Origin of the sequence: Kitasatospora sp. NPDC058406 (assembly GCF_042722765.1) — a bacterium.
In the GTDB taxonomy this organism is placed as follows: Bacteria; Actinomycetota; Actinomycetes; order Streptomycetales; family Streptomycetaceae; genus Kitasatospora.
Genome location: NZ_JBHXKE010000020.1, coordinates 1 through 19,666 on the forward strand (window position 1 = coordinate 1; position 19,666 = coordinate 19,666).

At 73.2% G+C, this 19,666-nt stretch carries 18 protein-coding genes and 1 riboswitch; of the genes, 3 read left to right on the plus strand and 15 right to left on the minus strand.

Translation table 11 applies throughout. From position 1 onward, the window contains the following. Positions 1–44: 44 nt before the first annotated feature. Positions 45–1,205 carry a HoxN/HupN/NixA family nickel/cobalt transporter gene (locus tag ACFWOG_RS06315; protein ID WP_380355359.1) on the minus strand — a complete coding sequence of 387 codons (1,161 nt, stop codon included), beginning with the start codon at positions 1,203–1,205 and terminating at the stop codon, positions 45–47. 31 nt (positions 1,206–1,236) lie between these two features. Next, a riboswitch (cobalamin riboswitch) is annotated at positions 1,237–1,428 on the minus strand. Between the two features lie 81 nt (positions 1,429–1,509). Between ACFWOG_RS06315 and ACFWOG_RS06320 the strand changes: the two genes are divergently transcribed. Further along, positions 1,510–1,929: a metalloregulator ArsR/SmtB family transcription factor gene (locus tag ACFWOG_RS06320; protein WP_329949852.1), complete on the plus strand. Its 420-nt coding sequence runs from the start codon at positions 1,510–1,512 to the stop codon at positions 1,927–1,929. Between the two features lie 116 nt (positions 1,930–2,045). On the opposite strand, the gene ACFWOG_RS06325 is transcribed toward ACFWOG_RS06320, so the two are convergent. The 13 genes from ACFWOG_RS06325 to ACFWOG_RS06385 form a co-directional block, all read right to left on the minus strand. After that, on the minus strand, positions 2,046–2,855 hold the full coding sequence (locus ACFWOG_RS06325) for an Fpg/Nei family DNA glycosylase (RefSeq protein ID WP_380355362.1): 810 nt from the start codon (positions 2,853–2,855) through the stop codon (positions 2,046–2,048). 109 nt (positions 2,856–2,964) lie between these two features. Beyond that, a complete protein-coding gene (locus tag ACFWOG_RS06330; RefSeq protein WP_380355406.1) occupies positions 2,965–3,888 on the minus strand; it encodes an AAA family ATPase in 924 nt (307 codons plus the stop codon). A 98-nt stretch (positions 3,889–3,986) separates the two neighbouring features. Beyond that, the gene (aroQ, locus tag ACFWOG_RS06335) at positions 3,987–4,415 is read right to left on the minus strand and encodes a type II 3-dehydroquinate dehydratase (RefSeq protein ID WP_329882371.1); all 429 of its coding nucleotides are present in this window, start codon (positions 4,413–4,415) and stop codon (positions 3,987–3,989) included. A gap of 8 nt (positions 4,416–4,423) precedes the next feature. Further along, on the minus strand, positions 4,424–5,512 hold the full coding sequence (aroB, locus tag ACFWOG_RS06340; RefSeq protein WP_329882231.1) for a 3-dehydroquinate synthase: 1,089 nt from the start codon (positions 5,510–5,512) through the stop codon (positions 4,424–4,426). Further along, positions 5,505–6,026 carry a shikimate kinase gene (locus ACFWOG_RS06345; RefSeq protein ID WP_329882232.1) on the minus strand — a complete coding sequence of 174 codons (522 nt, stop codon included), beginning with the start codon at positions 6,024–6,026 and terminating at the stop codon, positions 5,505–5,507. Before ACFWOG_RS06345 ends, aroB begins: the two co-directional genes overlap by 8 nt. Then, entirely contained in the window at positions 6,023–7,207 is a 1,185-nt protein-coding gene (gene aroC / locus ACFWOG_RS06350) for a chorismate synthase (protein WP_355404217.1), read from the minus strand. The genes ACFWOG_RS06345 and aroC overlap by 4 nt, the downstream gene beginning before the upstream one ends. Before the next feature lie 164 nt (positions 7,208–7,371). Next, positions 7,372–8,202, minus strand: coding sequence for a shikimate dehydrogenase (locus ACFWOG_RS06355; protein WP_380355366.1), 831 nt, complete (start codon positions 8,200–8,202; stop codon positions 7,372–7,374). 23 nt (positions 8,203–8,225) lie between these two features. Then, positions 8,226–10,019, minus strand: coding sequence for an endolytic transglycosylase MltG (gene mltG, locus ACFWOG_RS06360; RefSeq protein ID WP_380355369.1), 1,794 nt, complete (start codon positions 10,017–10,019; stop codon positions 8,226–8,228). 285 nt (positions 10,020–10,304) lie between these two features. After that, positions 10,305–11,546, minus strand: coding sequence for an endolytic transglycosylase MltG (gene mltG / locus ACFWOG_RS06365; protein WP_329949848.1), 1,242 nt, complete (start codon positions 11,544–11,546; stop codon positions 10,305–10,307). Between the two features lie 107 nt (positions 11,547–11,653). Then, positions 11,654–12,139 carry a Holliday junction resolvase RuvX gene (gene ruvX, locus ACFWOG_RS06370; RefSeq protein ID WP_329949847.1) on the minus strand — a complete coding sequence of 162 codons (486 nt, stop codon included), beginning with the start codon at positions 12,137–12,139 and terminating at the stop codon, positions 11,654–11,656. Further along, the gene (gene alaS, locus ACFWOG_RS06375) at positions 12,139–14,808 is read right to left on the minus strand and encodes an alanine--tRNA ligase (RefSeq protein ID WP_329882239.1); all 2,670 of its coding nucleotides are present in this window, start codon (positions 14,806–14,808) and stop codon (positions 12,139–12,141) included. Before alaS ends, ruvX begins: the two co-directional genes overlap by 1 nt. Beyond that, complete coding sequence (locus ACFWOG_RS06380) at positions 14,808–15,248, minus strand: DUF6167 family protein (protein WP_329882240.1); 441 nt, start codon at positions 15,246–15,248, stop codon at positions 14,808–14,810. The genes alaS and ACFWOG_RS06380 overlap by 1 nt, the downstream gene beginning before the upstream one ends. A 4-nt stretch (positions 15,249–15,252) precedes the next feature. After that, positions 15,253–15,729 carry a DUF948 domain-containing protein gene (locus tag ACFWOG_RS06385; RefSeq protein ID WP_329882241.1) on the minus strand — a complete coding sequence of 159 codons (477 nt, stop codon included), beginning with the start codon at positions 15,727–15,729 and terminating at the stop codon, positions 15,253–15,255. Positions 15,730–15,958: 229 nt separating this feature from the next. Between ACFWOG_RS06385 and ACFWOG_RS06390 the strand changes: the two genes are divergently transcribed. Next, positions 15,959–18,151, plus strand: a complete 2,193-nt coding sequence (locus ACFWOG_RS06390; RefSeq protein WP_329949845.1) for an AAA family ATPase — start codon at positions 15,959–15,961, stop codon at positions 18,149–18,151. A gap of 190 nt (positions 18,152–18,341) precedes the next feature. Beyond that, positions 18,342–18,635, plus strand: coding sequence for a tetratricopeptide repeat protein (locus ACFWOG_RS06395; RefSeq protein WP_329882373.1), 294 nt, complete (start codon positions 18,342–18,344; stop codon positions 18,633–18,635). A 108-nt stretch (positions 18,636–18,743) separates the two neighbouring features. Here the strand turns inward: ACFWOG_RS06395 and rpsD are convergent, their stop codons facing one another. Continuing rightward, entirely contained in the window at positions 18,744–19,358 is a 615-nt protein-coding gene (rpsD, locus tag ACFWOG_RS06400; protein ID WP_063346792.1) for a 30S ribosomal protein S4, read from the minus strand. Positions 19,359–19,666 lie beyond the last annotated feature (308 nt).

Here is a 19,666-nt window from a genome sequence, read left to right on the forward strand (position 1 = left end):
GACCCGTGGAGGGGTCCGGCGGGCGCCGTCCGGTCCCGCGTCGGCTACGAGCCGTCGCGGGCCGGCTCGACGACCGGTCCGGCGGCCGGCACCGGCCGGACCGCCTGCGGGCTCCACTTCCGCTCGACACCCGCCAGCCGCCAGTACGCGATGGCCGCGGCCCAGACCACCACGAACAGCGCGACGATCGCGTAGCCGACGTTGTCCAGCGAGATCTCCGCGACCCAGCCGCTCACCGGGTCGGTGAGGTCGAGCTTCTCGTGCAGCACCCCGACCAGCTCGATCGTCCCGATGATGAACGCCACCGCGATCGACAGCCCGGTGATGGTCAGGTTGTAGTACACCTTCCGCACCGGGTTGGAGAACGCCCACTGGTAGGCGAAGTTCATGAACGTGCCGTCCAGCGTGTCGAACAGGCTCATCCCGGCCGCGAACAGCAGCGGCAGGCAGATGATCGCGTACCAGGGCAGGCCGGAGGCGGCGCCGGAGCCGGCCATCACCATCAGCGACACCTCGGTCGCGGTGTCGAAGCCCAGGCCCAGCACCATGCCGACCGGGAACATCTGCCCCGGCCGGGTGATCGAACGGGTCGCCCGGTTGAGCACCCGGGCCAGGAGGCCCCGCGCGTTCAGGTGCTCCTCCAGCTCGGCCTCGTCGTACCGCCCGGCGCGCATCGAGCGGAACACCTTGAGGATGCCGAACAGCGCGGCCAGGTTGAGCGCGCCGATCAGGTAGAGGAAGACGCCGGAGGCCGAGGTGCCGACCACGCCCAGCCACTGGTGGGTGGTGGACTCGTCGTCCATCAGCGTGCCGGCGAGCTGGGCGCCGCCCGCGACCAGGGCCGCCATCAGCACGACCATCGAGGAGTGCCCGAGGGCGAACCAGAAGCCCACCGAGACCGGCCGCTTGCCGTCCGCCATGAGCTTGCGGGTGGTGTTGTCGATCACCGCGATGTGGTCGGCGTCGAAGGCGTGCCGCATACCGAGGGTGTAGGCGGTGATGCCCAGGCCCACACCGAAGACCTGGGTTCCGACCTCGTACTTCTCCGGCGCGACCAGGAAGATCAGGGTGCCGAAGGCCACCACGTGCATGGCCAGGATCACGCCCATCAGGCCGGCCGTGCGGAGGGTGTCCGCCCGTCTCCAGCGGAAGGTCGGCAGGGCGGCGGACACTGCGGGATCGGCGGCGGTCTCGGGCAGGGTCATCGTGGGATCACGCTCCAGCACCTCGTGGAAATACCTCGTGAGATGCCGTGGCCGGTCTCCTGGCTTACGGGCTTCCGTACCCGCCTTCCCAGGTGCGCGAGGCACCCAGTGGCGTCGTGGGCACGGACGACTCCCCCGATCACAGTGGCGAGGGCCGCTCCGGACTGGGACCCCTGGGGGTCCTCCACCGGTCTTCCCGAGCACCACGGCGGGGATCAACGTAGAGGTCCCCGAACACCCGTGCAAGGCTGCGCACCTGCGCAGGTGTCAAGGATCACAGGTCGCCGGCTGCAAGAATGCGGGCATGCATCTCGTACCGGCCGACCGCGCGGGCCATCGCACCATCGACGGACACCGGGTCTGCGAGGCGATCGCGGCGATCGGCGACACCGGCCACGTCCGCGCCTGGGCCGAGCGGTTCTCCCTGCTCGCCGACCCCGGGCGGCTCTCCCTGCTGCTCGCCCTGCACCGGGCCGGTCCCCTGGCCGTCAGCGACCTGGCGGTCGCCACCGGCATGCGCGACCCGGCCGTCTCGCAGGCACTGCGCCTGCTGCGCACCGCCGCCGTGGTGGCCGGGGAGAAGGACGGACGTGTGGTGCGCTACCGGCTTGTGGACGAGGCCATGCGCCCCCTGCTCGACGAGTGCGCCGGTGACGAGCACGTCGAGTTCCCCGACCAGCCGGCCGACGGGGTGGAGCCCGGGAGCGCCGCCGCGGCCGGCTGACCGACCGGCCGGGCAGGGGGGCGACCCCGGGCGGCACCCCGGGCGACGGCAGAGCGGCACCCCGGGCGACGGCCGGGCGGCTCCGCCCCGGAGCCCCCGTCAGCTGCCCGGAACGGCTACGCCCGCTGGCAGGACGGGCACCAGAAGAGGTTCCGCGCCGCGTGCTCCTCGGTCCGGACGTCAGTGCCGCAGACCAGACACGGCATCGCGGCCCGCCGGTACACGTAGACCTCGCCGCCGTGGTCGTCCACGCGCGGCGGGCGGCCCATCGCCTCCGGGGTGTGCTCCGGCCGGACGGTGTCGATCCGGCCCGCGCCGACACCCTCGTGCATCAGCGCGACCAGGTCCGTCCAGATCGCGTCCCACTCGGCGCGGCGAAGGTCGCGGCCGGCCCGGTGCGGGTCGATGCCGTGCCGGAACAGCACCTCGGCGCGGTAGACGTTGCCGACCCCCGCCAGCACCTTCTGGTCCATCAGCAGCGCCGCGACCGTCGTCCGGCTGCCGGATATCCGCCGCCAGGCGAGCTCCGGATCGGCATCGCCCCGCAGGGGGTCGGGGCCGAGCCGGGCGGCGACGGCCGCCTTCTCCGCACCGGTGATCAGCGCGCAGGTGTTGGGGCCGCGGAGGTCGGCGAAGTGGTCGTCGTTCTCCAGGCGCAGCCGGACCAGGCCGACCGGCACCGGAGCGGGCCCGTCGCCGAAGGTGAAGCCGCCGTACAGCCCGAGGTGGACGTGCACCCACGCGTCGTCCGCGAAGCCGAGGAACAGGTGCTTCCCGGTGGCCTCCGCCGCGACCAGCTCCTGGCCGTCGATCAGCGCGGCGCTGTCGGTGAACCGGCCCTGCGGGCTGCTGGCGCGGACCGGACGGCCGCCGAAGGCCCCGTGGTTCTCGGCGGCGAGACGGTGGATGATGTGGCCTTCCGGCACGGGCGCGGCTCCCCCCGGTGGTTCGATCAGGACCCGTCCATCATCGCAGTCGGCACCGACAGGCCGGCCGCGACGACGGAGGGCCGCACGGACCGGCCGGACGGGCCGCTCAGCGCACCGGGATGCCCAGCAGCCGGGCCAGGATCACCCGGTCCAGCTCGGCGGCGGTCGCCGCGACGTCCAGGTGGGAGTTGTCGATGATCGGCAGCCCGGAGTTGTACCAGCCGGCCATCCGGCCGTGGATCCGGGCCACCTCCTCGTCCCCGAGCCGCCGGTTGCCGCCCCGCCGGGCGTTGCGGCTGAGCACCGAGTCCAGGCTGGGCAGCAGCACCACCGGGATCATGCCGGGCCCGATGTGCCGCTTCCAGCCGCCGAGGCCGATCGCCGGGCGGTCGGGGAAGACCGCGTCGTCGATGATGCAGGAGATGCCGTTGGCGAGGTAGTTGCGGCAGGCGAAGCCGCACGTCCGGCGGGCCAGCCGGTACTGCGCCTCGGAGGCGTTGTTCCAGCCGGACTGCGGGTTGGCGAAGCCGGACTGCACCCACTCGCGGACGTCGTCGAGGCTGATGTGCGCGGTCGGGCTGGGGCGCCGCTCGGCCCAGTGCCGCGCGACGGTGGTCTTGCCCGCCCCGGCAGGGCCGATCAGCAGGACCGCGATCGGGCCGGAGGGCGCGTGCGGCTGCGGCGGGTGCGCCGGGAGCTGGACGGGCGAGCCGGAGGGCAGCAGGAAGTGCCCGGTGGCGCCGGCTGGTACCGGGGCCGGGGCGGGGGCCAGCCGCACCGGCGGCGGACCTGAGGGTCCCGGGGCGGGCACGGAGGCCGGGCCGGGCGCGGGCGGCACCGGGGGCGGACCGGCCGGCGGGCCCGTGGGCGGCCCGGGCCGGACCACCGGCACGGGTACGGTCGGCGGCCCCGACAGGGAGTCCTGCGAGGACGCGGACGAGACCGGCCCGGCGGCGCTACCGGGACCCGGCGGGACCGGCGGAGCGACGGGACGTGGGGGGAGCCCGCCATCCCCGGTGTACTGCGTCACGGTCACCTCCCGACTTCTTTTCAGCGGGGACACTACACGGCGGCCCGGCAGCTGACACAGTCCGCCGCCGGGCCGCCGACACGCGCGCCGTCCGCCCGTCAGCCCGTGGTGAGCTGCTCGGCGAGCGCGCGCAGGGCCAGCTCGTACGAGCCGAGCCCGAATCCGGCGATCGTGCCGGACGCCACCGCGGCGATCACCGAGGTGTGCCGGAAGGTCTCCCGGGCGTACGGGTTGGAGATGTGCACCTCGATCAGCGGCGCGGTCCGCTGCGCGGCGGCGTCCCGCATCGCGTACGAGTAGTGGGTGAACGCGCCAGGGTTGATCACCACCGGGACCCGGCCGTCGGCCGCCTCGTGCAGCCACTCGACCATCTGCTGCTCGGAGTTGGTCTCGTGCACCTCGACCTCGAAGCCCAGCTCCGTGCCGAGCGCGGTGCAGCGCTCGACCAGCCCGGTGTACGAGGTGGAGCCGTAGACGTCCGGCTCCCGGCTGCCGAGCCGCCCGAGGTTGGGGCCGTTGAGCACCATGACCCTGGTCACGAGGAGACCTCCGCGTAGGCCGCGACCAGCAGGGACGGGTCGGGGCCCTCCAGCACGGAGGTCTTGCCGAGGCCGTCCAGCACGATGAACCGGATCAGGTCGCCGCGGGACTTCTTGTCGATCTTCATCGCGTCCAACAGCTTCGGCCAGGCGTCCGCGCGGTAGCTGAGCGGCAGACCGACCGAGGCCAGCACGCTGCGGTGCCGGTCGGCGGTCTCGTCGTCCAGCCGCCCGGCCAGCCGGCCCAGTTCGGCGGCGAACACCATGCCGATCGAGATCGCGGCGCCGTGCCGCCACTTGTACCGCTCGTTGCGCTCGATGGCGTGACCGAGGGTGTGCCCGTAGTTGAGGATCTCCCGCCGGCCGGACTCCTTGAGGTCGCCGGAGACCACGTCGGCCTTGACCTGGATGGCGCGCCGGATCAGCTCGACGGTGTGCGGCCCGGCGGGCGTCCTGGCGCCCTCCGGGTCGGCCTCGATCAGGTCGAGGATGGCCGGGTCGGCGATGAAGCCGCACTTGACGACCTCGGCGAGGCCGGACACGTAGTCGTGCTTCGGAACCGTCTCCAGGGTGCCGAGGTCGGCCAGCACGCCCACCGGCGGGTGGAAGGAGCCGACCATGTTCTTGCCCTCGGCGATGTTGATGCCGGTCTTGCCGCCGACCGCCGCGTCGACCATGCCGAGCAGCGTGGTGGGCATCGAGATCCAGCGGACCCCGCGCAGCCAGGTGGCGGCGACGAAGCCGGCCAGGTCGGTGGTGGCACCGCCGCCGAGGCCGACGACGACGTCGCTGCGGGTGAAGCCGGTCTGGCCGAGCACCGACCAGCAGTAGGCGGCGACCTCGGCGCTCTTGGCCTCCTCGGCGTTGGGCACCTGGAGGGCGATCGCCTCGTAGCCCTCACCGAGCAGGTCCTCCCGGACCGCCTCGGCGGTGGCCTCCAGCGCCTCCGGGTGGATGATCGCCACCCGCCGGGCCCGGCCGCCGATCAACGGCGCCAGCTCGCCGAGCAACTGGTGCCCGATCAGCACGTCGTACGGGTCGTGGCCGGCACTGCCGCCGACGTGGATCGTGACGATGTCAGTCATGGGGGGTCTTCAGCTCCAGTGCTTCCAGTACGGCGTCCGCGACCTGCCCGGGGGTGCGGCCGGCGGTGTCGACGACGGCGGTGGCCACCTCCAGGTAGAGGGGACGACGGGCCTCCATCAGCTCGCGCCAGCGGGCCCGCGGGTTGACGGCCAGCAGCGGGCGGGGGGCGTCGAGGCCGACCCGCTTGACCGCGTCGGCCAGCGGGACCTCCAGGAAGACCACCGGCAGCCCGCGCAGCAGGTCTCGGGTGGCGTCCGCCATCACCGCGCCGCCGCCGAGCGCGAGCACGCCGCCGTGGGTCGCGGCGGCGGCCCGCACGGCCGCCGCCTCCAGCGCGCGGAAGTGCGGCTCGCCCTCGTCGATGAAGATGTCGGGGATGGGCTTGCCCGCCTGTGCCTCGACGTCCGCGTCGGTGTCCCGGAACCCGACGCCGAGCCGCTCGGCGACGGTCTGCCCGACGGTGGACTTGCCACTGCCGGGCGGCCCGACCAGCACCACGACGGGTGCGGTCATCGGACGACCAGGTGGTCGAGGTAGCTCCGCACGTTGCGGCGGGTCTCCGACACGTGGTCACCGCCGAACTTCTCGCTCACCGCGTCGGCCAGCACCAGGGCGACCATCGCCTCCGCGACGATGCCGGCGGCCGGCACGGCGCAGACGTCGGAACGCTGGTGGTGCGCCTTGGCCGGCTCGCCGGTCCGCACGTCGATGGTGCGCAGCGCGCGCGGAACGGTCGCGATCGGCTTCATCGCGGCGCGCACCCGCAGCAGCTCGCCGGTGGAGAGGCCGCCCTCGGTGCCGCCGGAACGCCCGGAGGTGCGCCGGGCGCCCTCGGGGGTCGGGACGATCTCGTCGTGCGCCTGGGAGCCAGGCACCCGGGCCAGGTCGAAGCCGTCGCCGACCTCGACGCCCTTGATCGCCTGGATGCCCATCAGCGCGGCGGCCAGACGGGCGTCCAGCCGGCGGTCCCAGTGCACGTGGGAGCCGAGGCCGACCGGCACGCCGTAGGCGAGGACCTCGACCACACCGCCGAGGGTGTCGCCGTCCTTGTGGGCCTGGTCGATCTCGGCGACCATCGCCTCGGAGGCGTCGGGGTCCAGGCAGCGGACCGGGTCCGCGTCCAGCTTCGCCTCGTCGGACGGCAGCGGCAGCACACCGGCCGGGGCCTTGGCGGCCGCCAGCTCGACCACGTGGCTGACGATCTCGATGCCGCAGGTCTCCTTGAGGAACGCGCGGGCGACGGCGCCGAGCGCGACCCGGGCGGCCGTCTCACGGGCGCTGGCGCGCTCCAGGATCGGGCGGGCCTCGTCGAGCGAGTACTTCTGCATGCCGGCCAGGTCGGCGTGGCCGGGGCGGGGGCGGGTGAGCGCCTCGTTGCGGCCGAGACCGGCCAGCACCTCGGGGTCGACCGGGTCGGCCGACATGACCTGCTCCCACTTCGGCCACTCGGTGTTGCCGACCATGATCGCCACCGGGCTGCCCATGGTCTCGCCGTGCCGGACGCCGCCGAGGAAGGTCACCTCGTCCTGCTCGAACTTCATCCGTGCGCCGCGGCCGTAGCCGAGCCGGCGACGCGCCAGCGCGTCGGCCACCACGGCCGTGGTGACCGGTACACCGGCGGGCAGGCCCTCCAGCGTCGCGACGAGTGCGGGGCCGTGCGACTCCCCCGCCGTCAGCCAGCGCAACGTACCCAACGGAGCTCCTTCATCAGCGGACCGGCCGCGCAGCCGCGACCCGCCCGGGCGTGCATGCCTTCTCCCCCGAATCCTTTCATGCCGCGGGACCACCCGGACGCACGGTCCGGGTGACGGACAGCGACCGGCCGAACGGCGGACGGGACCACCGGGGGAGGTCGGGCTCAGCGCCCGGCGAGCGCCGCCTCGCCCGCCGCGCGGACCGCCGCCAGCGGGCCGGGCACCCGCCCGGTGAAGAGCTCGTCCTGCAGCACCGCCTGGTGCACCAGCAGGTCCAGCCCGCCCAGCACGGTCGCCCCGCGCTCCGCGCAGACCGCCGCCAGCTTCGTCGGCCACGGGTGGTAGAGCACGTCGAACAGCGCGCCCGGCTCGGCCGGCAGCGCGTCGGCGAAGCCGTCGGTGGCCCCGGCCGGCGTGGTGGAGACGGTCAGCGGTTCGGCCAGCGCCTCCGCACCGCGCGCCCAGTCGGCGGTCCGGACGGCGACGCCGAGCCGCTCCCCCAGCTCCGCCATCTCCCGGGCCCGCTCGGGGCTGCGCACGTAGACGGTCACCTCGCGGGTGCCGATCAGGGCCAGCGCCGCCAGCGCGGAGGAGGCGGTGGCTCCGGCGCCGAGCACGGCCGCCGAGGGGACGTCGGTGACGCCGCGCTCGCGCAGTGCGTTGACCAGCCCGGGGATGTCGGTGTTGTCACCGGTCCGCCGCCCGTCGGCGGTGAACACCACGGTGTTCACCGCCTCGACCGCGCGGGCGGCGTCGCTGATCCCGTCGAGCAGCGGGATGACCGCGCGCTTGAGCGGCATCGTGAGCGAGAAGCCCGCCCACTGGGTCTCGTCCAGCCCGTCGAGGAAGGCGGGCAGGCCCTCCTCGTCGACCTCGAAGCGGTCGTAGCGCCAGCCGTCCAGCCCGAGCGCCGCGAAGGCCGCCCGGTGCAGGTCCGGCGAGAGCGAGTGGGCGATCGGCGAGCCGAGGACGGCGGCCCGGTGCTTGCTGGTCACGCTGGTGTCTCCCTGAGCAACTGTCACTTCGTCGTGCAGTGGACGGCCACCTTGTCGAACTTCTGGCCGTTCGCCTTGCAGTACTGCTCGACGTTGGTCGCGTGCTCGGTGTCCGTGTCCGCGAACAGGGTCAGCTCCGGCGACATCGCGATGAAGTACAGCCACTTGCCGTCCGCCGGGTTCAGCGTCGCCTTGAGCGCGGCGTCGCCCGGGTTGGAGATCGGCCCGGGCGGCAGGCCCGGATTGTAGTAGGTGTTGTACTTGTTGGACGCGTCGTTGATGTCCTTCTTGTCGAGCACCTTGCGGCCCAGCGCGTACTGCAGCGTGGTGTCCATGCCGAGCTTGCCGTCGATCTTGCCCTTGTCGGCCAGCCGGTTCTGGATGGTCCGGGCCATCTTGGCGAAGTCCTGCGGGTTGTTGCCCTCGGCCTGGAGGATGCTCGCCTCGATGACCACCTCGTAGCCGTTCTTGAGGCCGATCTTGGGGGCCTCCGCGTCCAGGCTCGCATAGCGCTCGACGGCGTTCTTGACCATCTGCTTGAGCAGGTCCTCGGGCTTCATGCCCTCGGAGATCGAGTAGCGGGCCGGCCAGAGGAAGCCCTCGATGTTGCCGTTGGCGTACGCGGGCAGGCCGAGGCTGCCGACCTGGGCCTTGGCGACCTCGGCCGTGGTGCCCTTGGCCAGCTTCAGCTTGTCGTCGATCTTCACGAAGGTGGCGGTGGACGTCAGCCCCTCCTGGACGATCAGCTTCTCGCCGCCGTTCGCGTCCACGAGGGCCGCGACCGCGGCCTCGGCGGACATCTCGCGGGGGAGGGTGTAGGTGCCGTACTGGATGGTGGTGCACTTGGGGTTCTTCTCGCACGCCTTGCTGAAGGCGTCGACGCTCTTGACCACGCCGGCCGCCTTCAGCGCGGCGCCCATCTGGGCCCCCACGGCGCCCTGCTTGATCTCGACCGTCGTCGAGCCGGAACCCTGGCCGACGAAGTCCGGCGGCGGGCCGAAGTGGTCCTGGTAGAAGCCGTAGCCCCACCAGCCGGCGCCGCCCACGGCACCGACCAGCACCAGGGCGACCACCAGGCAGGCGCCGCCGTTGCGGCGCCCCGACTTCTTGCCCTTCTCCTTGCGCTTCTTCTTGGCCTCGCGGGACTGGTCCTGGTCGCCGAGGAACCCGTCCTGCTCGTCGGGCGCTTCGCCGGCGTCCTCGGAGTACTCCTCCTCGTGGCCGTCCCACTCGTCCTCGGCGTGCTCGGGGCCGGTCTCCGGCCCGTCGGCGCCGGCCTCCAGCGCGGCGGCCTCGGCCTCCCAGTCGATGCCGTCCGGGCCCGGGCCCGAGGGCTGCGCGGCGGCGGGCGCCTTCTGCTGCCGCGGTCCGGCCTGCGGGGCCCCTGCCTGCTGGGGTACGGGCTGTTGCGGTACGGGCTGCTGCGGCGTGCCCTGCGGCATCTGCTGCTGCGGGTAACCCTGCTGGCCGCCGGCGAACTGCTGCTGGCCCTGCCCCTGCGGCGGGTAGCCCTGCTGCTGACCCTGCTGCGGGTAGCCCTGCTGCTGATTCTGCTGCGGGTAACCCTGTTGCTGGTGCCCCTGCTGCTGACCCTGGTGGGGGTAACCCTGCTGCCCCATGCCCTGCTGGCCCGCGCCGGGCTGCATCTGCTGCTGCGGGTACCCCTGTTCACCGCCGCCGTACTGCGCCTGCTGGGAGTGCTGCTGCCACTGCCCGTCCTGCTGGCCGGGGACCGGCTGCTGACCGCCGTACCCGGGATCGTCCGGATTCCACGGCTCGGAGCCCTGGGGGCCGTAGCCCCGACCCAGATCGGTCATTGATCCCCTTATACCGACGGAGACGACCGGAGGATCGGCCCGGCCGTCCGGGACGGTGTCCCGGCTGATTCTCGAACCGGCGTGCTAGCGCAACACCTGGACGGAGACGCTACCGTACCGCAGACCGTCTCCCGGCCGAGCCGTCGGCCGTCGAAGGGGCCCTCCGTACGCGGCCGGTGGACCTCGGGGGAACGACCGCCGCGCCGGTCCGGCGGACCTTCACCGGACCGGCGCCGCACCACCCCCGAACCGTCACCTCACCCCCGCGGGGCAGGGACGACACCGTCAGTGCCCGGCCTCCCCGGACGGCGCCGACGCACCGGCCGACGCCGAGGAGGACTCGGACGCCGTGGCCGTCGGGCTCGCCGACACCCGGGTGGCGTTGAACTCCGCCACGTTCTTCTGCTGCACCTCGAAGCTGTCGGTGAACCGGGTGTCCCCGGGCTTCACCGTGACGAAGTAGAGCCAGTCCCCCGCCGTCGGGTCGACCGCCGCCATGATCGCCTGCCGCCCCGGGTTGGAGATCGGCGTCGGCGGCAGCCCGGCGTGCCGGTAGGTGTTGTACGGCGAGTCGAGCCGGGTGTCCGTGACGCTGGTGTTCAGCGTCGACCGCCCGAGCGCGTAGTTGATCGTCGAGTCCAGCTGGAGCGGCATGTTCTTCGCCAGCCGGTTGTAGATGACCCGGGAGACCTTGCCCATGTCCTCGGCGTTGTCGGCCTCGCCCTGGATCATGCTGGCGATGGTCACCAGCCCGTACAGGCTCTGGCCGAGGTTCTGCGCGACGACCTCCGCGTCGTCCCGGGCGAACTCCTTGCCGGCCCGCTCGACCATCTGCTGGAGCAGGTCGACCGCGTCGGTGCCCTCGGTGACGCTGTACGTCGCGGGGAAGAGGTACCCCTCGGGGCTGCCGTTGGTGAACTCCGGCAGGCCCAGTTCGGCGGCCTGCTCCTGCGCGGCCTTCTCGGTGCTGCCCTCGGGCAGCTGGAGCTTCCGGTCGATCGCCGCGTAGATCTGGCTGCCGCGCCACCCCTCGGGGATGGTCAGGCCGTTGGCGTTGGCCGGGTCGACCAGCACGGCGAGCGCGGCAGCCGCCGACATCTTCTGCCGGAGCGTGTAGGTGCCGGGCTGGATGCGCCCGGCGGCGGCGGCGCTGCCCTTGGCCGCCCGGGTGAAGGCGGTCGAGCTGGCGACGACGCCGTTGCGCACCAGCGCCGAGGCGATCTGGCTCAGCCCGGCGCCCTCCGGCACCGAGACCTGGACGGAACCGGATCCCGCGCCCGCGTAGTCCGCGGCGACCGACGGCTTGCGCTGCCCCTGGATCCAGCTGAACCCGGCCAGCCCGGCCCCGCCGAACACCGCGATCAGCGAGAGCGCGGTCAGCAGGCAGGCCAGCCCGTTGCGCCGGCGGTGCGGGTCCGGCGCGTCAGGTCTCGGGCGGGGCGCGCCCGGCGGGCGGCCCTCCGGTTCGAGCACCGGCGCACCGAGGTGGCCGGGGGTGAGTCCGGGCGTGAAGTCCAGGTCGGTCACTGCGCCCCCTCGGCGGGCCCGCGCGGAAAGCGCACGTCGGCAACGGCAGAGGGGCCCGTGCGGACGCGTCCGCACGGGCCCCTCACCGGGACGTTAGACCAGGGCGGTCAGCCGTCCGCCCCGACGCTCTCACCGGGCGGGCGTCCGCTCACCCGTTCGGACTCAAGGGCGGTCTGCAGGATCACCACGGCGGCGGCCTGGTCGACCACCGAGCGGCCCTTCTTCGCCTTGACCCCGGAGGCGCGCAGCCCGTGGGTCGCGGTGACGGTGGACATCCGCTCGTCGACCAGCCGGACCGGTACCGGCCAGAGCCGGTTGGCCAGCCGGGCCGCGTAGCCCCGGACCTTTTCCGCCGCCGGACCCTCCTTGCCGCTGAGCGAGCGCGGCAGTCCGACGATCACCTCGACCGCTTCGTACTCCTCGACGATCGCGGCGATCCTGGCCTGCGACTTCGCCCCGGCCGGGACGGTCTCGACCGGCGTGGCGAGCACCCCGTCGGGGTCGCAGGACGCGACCCCGATCCGGGCGTCCCCGACGTCGACGGCGATCCGCCGCCCGCGCCGGAAGGGCCGCTCCTCGACCTGCTCGTCCATCAGGAGGCGCGCTCCGCGACCAGGCCGCGCACGGCGGCGATGGCCGCGTCGACCGCGGCCGGGTCGGTGCCGCCGCCCTGGGCGACGTCGTCCTTGCCGCCACCGCCGCCGCCGAGGGTCTTGGCCGCGGTGCGGACCAGCTCGCCGGCCTTGATGCCGCGCCCGCGGGCGTCCTCGTTGGTGGCGATCACGGTCAGCGGGCGGCCGTTCGCCACGGTGAACGCGGCGACCACGGCCGGGCGCGAGCCCAGCCGGCCGCGCACGTCCAGGACCAGCTTGCGCAGCTCGTCCGCGCCGGTGCCGTCGCCGATCCTGGCGGCCACCACGGCGATGCCGCGCACGTCCTCGGCCGAGTCGGCGAGGCCCGCGGCAGCCGCGAGCACCTTCTCGGCGCGGAAGCGGTCGATCTCCTTCTCGGCGTCCTTGAGCTTGGCGAGCATGCCGGAGATCTTCTCCGGCAGCTCCTCCGGGCGACCCTTGACCAGCTCGGTGAGCTGGGCGACCACGGTGTGCTCACGGGCCAGGAAGCGGTACGCGTCGGCGCCGACCAGCGCCTCGACGCGGCGCACGCCGGAGCCGATCGAGGACTCGCCGAGCAGCTTCACCAGGCCCAGCTGGGCGGTGTTGCCGACGTGCGTGCCGCCGCACAGCTCCTTGGAGAAGTCGCCGATGGTGACGACCCGGACCTCGTCGCCGTACTTCTCGCCGAACATGGCGATGGCGCCGGCCTTGCGGGCCTGGTCCATCGTCATGACCTCGGCGGTGACCTCCAGCTCGCGGGTCAGCACGTCGTTGATCTTCTGCTCGACGTCGACCAGCACGCTGCCGGGCACGGCGGCGGGCGAGCCGAAGTCGAAGCGGAAGCGGCCCGGCGCGTTCTCCGAACCGGCCTGGGCGGCCGTCGGGCCGAGCGCGTCGCGCAGCGCCTGGTGGGTCAGGTGGGTGGCCGAGTGGGCGCGGGCGATGGCCCGGCGGCGCTCGACGTCGATCGTGGCGTACGCGGCGGAGCCGAGCACGACCTCACCGAACAGCACGCCGCCGGAGTGCACGACCACGCCCGGGACGGGCTGCTGCACGTCACGGATCTCGACGACCGCGCCGGAGTCCAGCCGGATCCGGCCGTGGTCGGCGAGCTGGCCGCCGCCCTCGGCGTAGAACGGGGTGCGGTCGAGGATGATCTCGACCTCGTCGCCCTCGGACGCGGCCGGCGACGGCACGCCGTCCACCAGCAGGCCGACCACGGTGGCCTCGCCCTCGGTGCGCGTGTAGCCGGTGAAGATGCTGGCACCGGAGCTGTCGGCGACCTCGCGGTAGGCGGCGACGTCGGCGTGGCCCATCTTCTTGGCCCTGGCGTCCGCCTTGGCGCGGTCCCGCTGCTCCTGCATCAGGCGGCGGAAGCCGCTCTCGTCGACCTGGAGGCCCTGCTCCTCGGCCATCTCCAGGGTGAGGTCGATCGGGAAGCCGTAGGTGTCGTGCAGCTTGAAGGCCTGGTCGCCGGAGAGCACCGCGCCGCCGGCCTGCTTGGTCTCGGTGACCGCGGCGTCCAGCAGGCTGGTGCCGGCCTTCAGGGTCTGCAGGAAGGCCGCCTCCTCGCCGACGACGACCGTCTCGATGCGCTTGCGGTCGGCCTCCAGCTCCGGGTACTGCGGAGCCATCGCCTTGATGGCGACGTCGGTGAGGTCCTTGGCGACCACACCGGTGGCGCCCAGCAGCCGCATGTTGCGGATGGCGCGGCGCAGGATGCGGCGCAGCACGTAGCCGCGGCCCTCGTTGCCGGGGGTGACGCCGTCGCCGATCAGCATCAGGGCGGTGCGGATGTGGTCGGTGACCACGCGCAGCGAGACGTCCGAGCGGCGGTCCGCCCCGTAGGTGTGGCCGGTCAGCTCGGCCGCCCGGTCCAGGATCATCCGGCTGGTGTCGATCTCGAAGAGGTTGTCGACGCCCTGGAGGATGGCGGCGAGGCGCTCCAGGCCGAGGCCGGTGTCGATGTTCTTGCTCGGCAGGTCGCCGAGGATCTCGAAACCGTCCTTGCCGTCGCCGTGGCCGCGCTCGTACTGCATGAAGACCAGGTTCCAGATCTCCAGGTAGCGCTCGCCGTTGACGGCCGGGCCGCCCTCCTCGCCGTACGCGGGGCCGCGGTCGTAGTTGATCTCCGAACACGGGCCGCACGGGCCGGGGACGCCCATCGACCAGAAGTTGTCCTTCATGCCGAGCCGCTGGATGCGCTCGGACGGGACGCCGATGACGTCACGCCAGATCTGCTCGGCCTCGTCGTCGTCCTGGTAGACGGTGATCCAGAGCTTCTCCTTCTCCAGGCCGTAGCCGCCGTCCGCGACGGAGCCGGTGAGCAGCTCCCACGCGAACTTGATGGCGCCTTCCTTGAAGTAGTCGCCGAAGGAGAAGTTGCCGCACATCTGGAAGAAGGAGCCGTGCCGGGTGGTCTTCCCGACCTCCTCGATGTCCAGGGTGCGGACGCACTTCTGCACGCTGGTCGCGCGCGAGAACTGCGGCTTGACCTCGCCCAGGAAGTACGGCTTGAACGGCACCATGCCGGCGTTGACCAGCAGCAGGGTGGGGTCGTCGGCGACCAGGGACGCCGACGGAACGACGGTGTGGCCGCGCTCCTCGAAGAAGCGCAGCCAGCGGCGGCGGATCTCTGCCGACTCCATTAGTGGTCCTTCCGGTCAGTACCGCCCCGCGGCGGAAGCGCACGTCGGGGCGTCTTTTCGATGGCTTGGGGGGTGGTGCGGGCACCGTCGGACGGTGCGCGGGCGCTGCTGGACGGAGGCAGGGCGGCGGCCGGGCTGCCGGGCGCCGCCGAGATAGCTCGGTACTGGGGCTCGCCGCGCAGGACGCGGCGGTGACGGGGCTCCACGACGGCGGTGCCGTCCAGTCCGAGGTCCTCGCGCAGTTGCTCCTCGCGCTCGGCCATCCCGGCCTTCACGTCCAGCGCGAACCGCTTGGCCGCGTCACCCAGGTTCAGCGCGCCGCGCGCGGCGGTGCCGGAGAGGCTGTCCGGGGTGAGCCGGTGGACCGCCTCGTTGGCCTTGTTCATGGCCCAGACGGTGGCACCGGCGCCGACCGCCATCCAGAAGATGCGTCGCACCATGCCGTCAGCTCCTCACCGCACGCCGGACCCGCGCGAGCAGGCCGCTCTTGGGGACGGTCGCGGCGCGCACCTCGGCCCGGATCAGCCGGGCCAGCTCCTCGCGCTCGGACGGCTGGGTGGGCAGGACCGGTCCGCCCTGCTGCTTGGCGACGGCCTTGCGCACGCCGTAGCTGAAGGCGGCGACCTTGACGAGCGGCCCGCCCAGGGTGGCCGCGACGGTGGAGGAGAGCGCGTTGGCGTTGGCGGCGGCGTCCTGCACGTTGGCGGTGATCTCGTCCACCCGCTCCAGCTGCTCGTTGGCGCTGCGCACGGCCGCTCCGGCGTCGGTCAGCAGCGGCACGGCCTGCTCGGTGACGGCGGAGACCAGGACGGTGGCCTCCTTGAGCACCCGCGAGAGCCGGACCAGCACGACCGCGAGCAGGGTGACCAGGACCGCCCAGAACACGGCGACGAGCAGACCGGCCAGCTCTCCCACGGACACTTCGACGCGCTCCCTCGCCTTGCGGTTCTCCAGGGGAACCCTATCGCGACCACGCCCGGTTTCCGGACCGGGTTGCCGGGACGGGACCGCCCGGCGATCCGGTCGGGTGTGCGATCCGCGCGCGTAACCTACCCGCCGGTCACCTCGTTCTGCCAGGCAGGCCGCCATCCACGCGGCCCGACGGACGCCCGGACCGCAGGCCCGGGCCGGGACACACGGGGAGCAGCGCTTGGACGGGGAATCCACACCGCGGCCCGGGGCGACCGCACCGGGGCGGCTGCCGGCGGAGGTCACCAGCTTCGTCGGCCGGCAGCCGGAGCTGACCGAACTCGCCCGGCTGCTGGCCGGGCAGCGGCTGGTGACGGTGACCGGCCCGGGCGGGGTCGGCAAGAGCCGGCTGGCGCTCCGCGCGGCGGCCCGGGCGGGCGGGGCGTTCCCGGACGGCACCTGGCTGGTCGAGGTCGCGCCCGTCCAGGACCGGCAGTTGCTCGGGCACGCCGTCCTGGAGGCGCTGCGGCTGACGGACGGCACCGCACGGTCACCGCTGGACGTGCTGACCGAGCAGCTGGTCGGCCGCCGGCTGCTGCTGGTGCTGGACGGCTGCGAGCACCTGGCGGAGGCCTGTGCGGAGCTCGTCCGGGCGCTGCTGCGGGCGCTGCCCGGCCTGCGGGTGCTGACCACGAGCCGGGTGGCGCTGCGGACGGCCGGCGAGCACCTGCTGACCCTGGCGCCGCTGCCGGTCGGCCCGGTGCACCCGGGGGCGCTGCCGGACGCGGTGCAGTTGTTCGAGGACCGGGCCCGGGCGGTGGTGCCGTCCTTCGAGGTCACGGCCGAGAGCGCGGAGACGATCGCCCAGCTCTGCCGGCGGCTGGACGGCATCCCGCTGGCGGTGGAGCTGGCCGCCGGACGGCTGCGGACGCTGTCGGTGGCGCAGATCGGCGCCCGGCTGGACGACCGGTTCCGGCTGCTGACCGGGGGCGACCGGACGGCGCTCGCGCGCCATCAGACCTTACGCACGACGATCGGCTGGAGTCACGAGCTCTGCACGGTGCAGGAACGTTTACTCTGGGCCCGCCTCTCCGTCTTCGCCGGCGGTTTCGACCTGGACGCCGCCGAGTACGTCTGCGCCGGCGGCGGCGTCGATCCGGACGAGCTGCTCGACCTGCTGACCGAGCTGGTCGCCAAGTCCGTGGTGCTCCGCGAGGACTGCGCCTTCGGTGTCCGGTTCCGGCTCCTGGACACCGTCCGCGAGTACGGGCTGCAGTGGCTGCGCGCGGCCGGCGAGGAGCAGCGGCTGCTGCGCCGGCACCGTGACTGGTACCTGGGCGTGGCCACCTGGGGCGAGGTCGAGTGGTTCGGCCCCCGACAGGCGGAGACCGCCGAACGCACCGAGCTGGCGCACGCCAACCTGCGGGCCGCGCTGGAGTTCTGCCTGGCCGAGCCCGGGGAGGAGCAGCTCGCGCTGCTGCTGGCCGGCACCCTCTGGTTCTACTGGGTCGGCTGCGGCCACCTCGGCGAGGGGCGGCACTGGCTGGACCGGGCGCTGGCGCTGGACCCGGAACCGACCGAGGCCCGGGCCAAGGCGCTCTGGGTCACCGGCTACACGGCCACCCTCCAGGGGGACCTGGTCGCCGCCCGCCCCGCGCTGGAGCAGTGCCGCCGGCAGGCGCTGGCCACCGGGGACGACCGGGCGCTCGCCTACGCCGTGCACCGGCAGGGCTGCGCGGCGCTGATCGGCGACGAGCCGGTCCGCGCGGCCGAGCTGTTCGAGGAGGCGCTCTGGCACTACCGGACCATCGGCGAGCTGAACAGCAACGTGCTGATGGCGATGTTCGAGCTGGGCATCGCCTACCTCTTCCAGGGCGACCGCGAGAGCGGCGAGCTCTGGCTGGCGCAGGTCCGCGAGCTGTGCGAGGACCACGGCGAGCAGTGGGCGTACGCGTACGCGCTCTACGCCCTCGCTTACTCGCACTGGCTGAACGGCGAGGTGCGGCCGGCCCGGGCCCTGGCCCGCGAGAGCGTCCGGCTCAACCACCTGTTCAACGACCTGCTGGGGATCGTGCTGGCGATCGACCTGCTGGCGCTGCTGGAGACGGAGCCGGGCGGCCCGGGCGAGCCCGGCGACCTGCGGGAGGCCCGGGTGCTGCAGGGCGCGGCGCACCGGATCTGGCAGACGGTGGGCAAGCCCTTCTTCGGCTCGCGGACCTTCAACGGTCCGCACAGGGCCTGCGAGGAGCGGGCCGGCGCGGGGCTGACCGAGCAGGAGTTCACCGACTTCTTCGCCAGCGGCGCCCGGCTGGACCTGGACGCGGCCGTGCGCCGGGCCCTCGGCGGCGGGCGTCCGGAGGGCCCGGGGCCGAGCCCGGGGCCGGGTCCCGGGCCGATGCCGCCGACGCCGCGGCCGTCACCGGTCTGGCGCTGAGCCCGCGGCGGCCGGGACGGCGGGGGCCGGCGACCGCACCGCCGCCGGGCCGGGCAGGGCGCCGCCGTCGGCCGCGGGCGAGGATCCGGGCGGGAATAGTTGAATCCTGTCCATTGCTGGAGCGGCCAGAGACACCCGGCCCGTACGGAAGGAGCACCCCGTGGCCACCCACACCGCCGACGACTACCGCATGGCGACGTTCTACTTCGACTCCAAGGCGTACACGGACGCCGCCCGGATGCTGGAGGACGTGCTGGCCGAGGAGCCGGCCAACCTCTCGGTCCGGCTGCTCCTGGCCCGCAGCTACTTCCACTCCGCCCAGCTGTCCCGGGCCGAGGCGGAGCTGCGCCGGGTGCTCGACGCGAACCCCGCCGAGGACTACGCCCGGCTGATGCTCGGGCGCACCCTGGAGCGCCAGAACCGCGCCGAGGAGGCCCGCCCGCACCTGCGGCTCGTCGCCGCGATGACCGGCGAGGAGTACTGAACCGGTCCGGGTGACGCACCGTCCCCGGGGCACCGGAAAAGGGGCGAGCCCCCGTCGCCACGAAGGCGACGGGGGCTCGCTGGGTACGACAGGCGTACCGCTCGCGGGTCAGCGCGAGTAGTACTCGACCACCAGCTGCTCGTCACAGATCACCGGGACCTCCTTGCGCTGCGGCGCACGGTCCAGGCGGAAGGCCAGGGCCTTCAGGTTGACCTCGAGGTACTTCGGGGTCTGGCCCTCACCCGCGTAGCCACCCTCACGGGCGACCTGGAACGGGACCTTCTCCTTGCTGCGCTCGCGGACGGTGACCACGAAGCCCGGCTTCATCTGGTACGACGGCTTGTTGACCTTGCCGCCGTTGACCTCGATGTGGCCGTGGACGACCATCTGGCGGGCCTGGTAGATGGTGCGGGCGATGCCCGAACGCAGCACCAGCGAGTCCAGACGGGTCTCCAGCTCGGCGACGAGCGCCTCACCGGTCTTGCCCTCGGCCTTCTTCGCGCGGTCGAACGCGCGCGCCATCTGCTTCTCGCTCAGGTCGTACTGGGCGCGCAGACGCTGCTTCTCCAGCAGACGGACCTTGTAGTCCGAGTTCTGCTTGCGGCCACGGCCGTGCTGGCCGGGCGGGTACGGGCGGGCCTCGAAGTACTTGACGGACTTCGGGGTCAGCGGCACGCCGAGCGCACGCGCGATCTTGACCTTGGGACGCTTCTGGTTCGCCATGAACCAAACCTTCCTTGCTTCCGACTACGGCTTCACCAGGTGTTGACGGAGGTCGCTCGTCGCGACCCGGAGACAACCCCACCGCCCTGAAGGCAGTGCGATCAGCCGCTCTCCGGAGCCGGGCACGGAAGTGCTTGCACACGAGTGGCCCACCACGGTGCTCTGGTGGGCTGCACGCGACACCGAAACGGTGCGCGACGCTCCTGGGCCCTCCGAGGAGGGCCGTGGCCGGTGTCCCGCTGGTGCGGCCGGTCGGTCAGGGTCTCCCCTGCCGCCGTCCCGGGACATGGCACTTCGCACGAGTATAC

What these genes read in the sequence shown, in the direction of transcription:
- rpsD (WP_063346792.1), bottom strand. Translation starts at nt 19,358, where the DNA reads ATGGCGAACCAGAAGCGTCCCAAGGTCAAGATCGCGCGTGCGCTCGGC.
- alaS (WP_329882239.1), bottom strand. Translation starts at nt 14,808, where the DNA reads ATGGAGTCGGCAGAGATCCGCCGCCGCTGGCTGCGCTTCTTCGAGGAG.
- aroQ (WP_329882371.1), bottom strand. Translation starts at nt 4,415, where the DNA reads ATGGTGCTCAACGGCCCCAACCTCGGGCGGCTCGGCAGCCGGGAGCCG.
- ACFWOG_RS06320 (WP_329949852.1), top strand. Translation starts at nt 1,510, where the DNA reads ATGCATCTCGTACCGGCCGACCGCGCGGGCCATCGCACCATCGACGGA.
- aroB (WP_329882231.1), bottom strand. Translation starts at nt 5,512, where the DNA reads ATGACTGACATCGTCACGATCCACGTCGGCGGCAGTGCCGGCCACGAC.
- ruvX (WP_329949847.1), bottom strand. Translation starts at nt 12,139, where the DNA reads ATGGACGAGCAGGTCGAGGAGCGGCCCTTCCGGCGCGGGCGGCGGATC.
- ACFWOG_RS06345 (WP_329882232.1), bottom strand. Translation starts at nt 6,026, where the DNA reads ATGACCGCACCCGTCGTGGTGCTGGTCGGGCCGCCCGGCAGTGGCAAG.
- mltG (WP_380355369.1), bottom strand. Translation starts at nt 10,019, where the DNA reads ATGACCGATCTGGGTCGGGGCTACGGCCCCCAGGGCTCCGAGCCGTGG.
- ACFWOG_RS06315 (WP_380355359.1), bottom strand. Translation starts at nt 1,205, where the DNA reads ATGACCCTGCCCGAGACCGCCGCCGATCCCGCAGTGTCCGCCGCCCTG.
- ACFWOG_RS06395 (WP_329882373.1), top strand. Translation starts at nt 18,342, where the DNA reads ATGGCGACGTTCTACTTCGACTCCAAGGCGTACACGGACGCCGCCCGG.
- ACFWOG_RS06380 (WP_329882240.1), bottom strand. Translation starts at nt 15,248, where the DNA reads ATGGTGCGACGCATCTTCTGGATGGCGGTCGGCGCCGGTGCCACCGTC.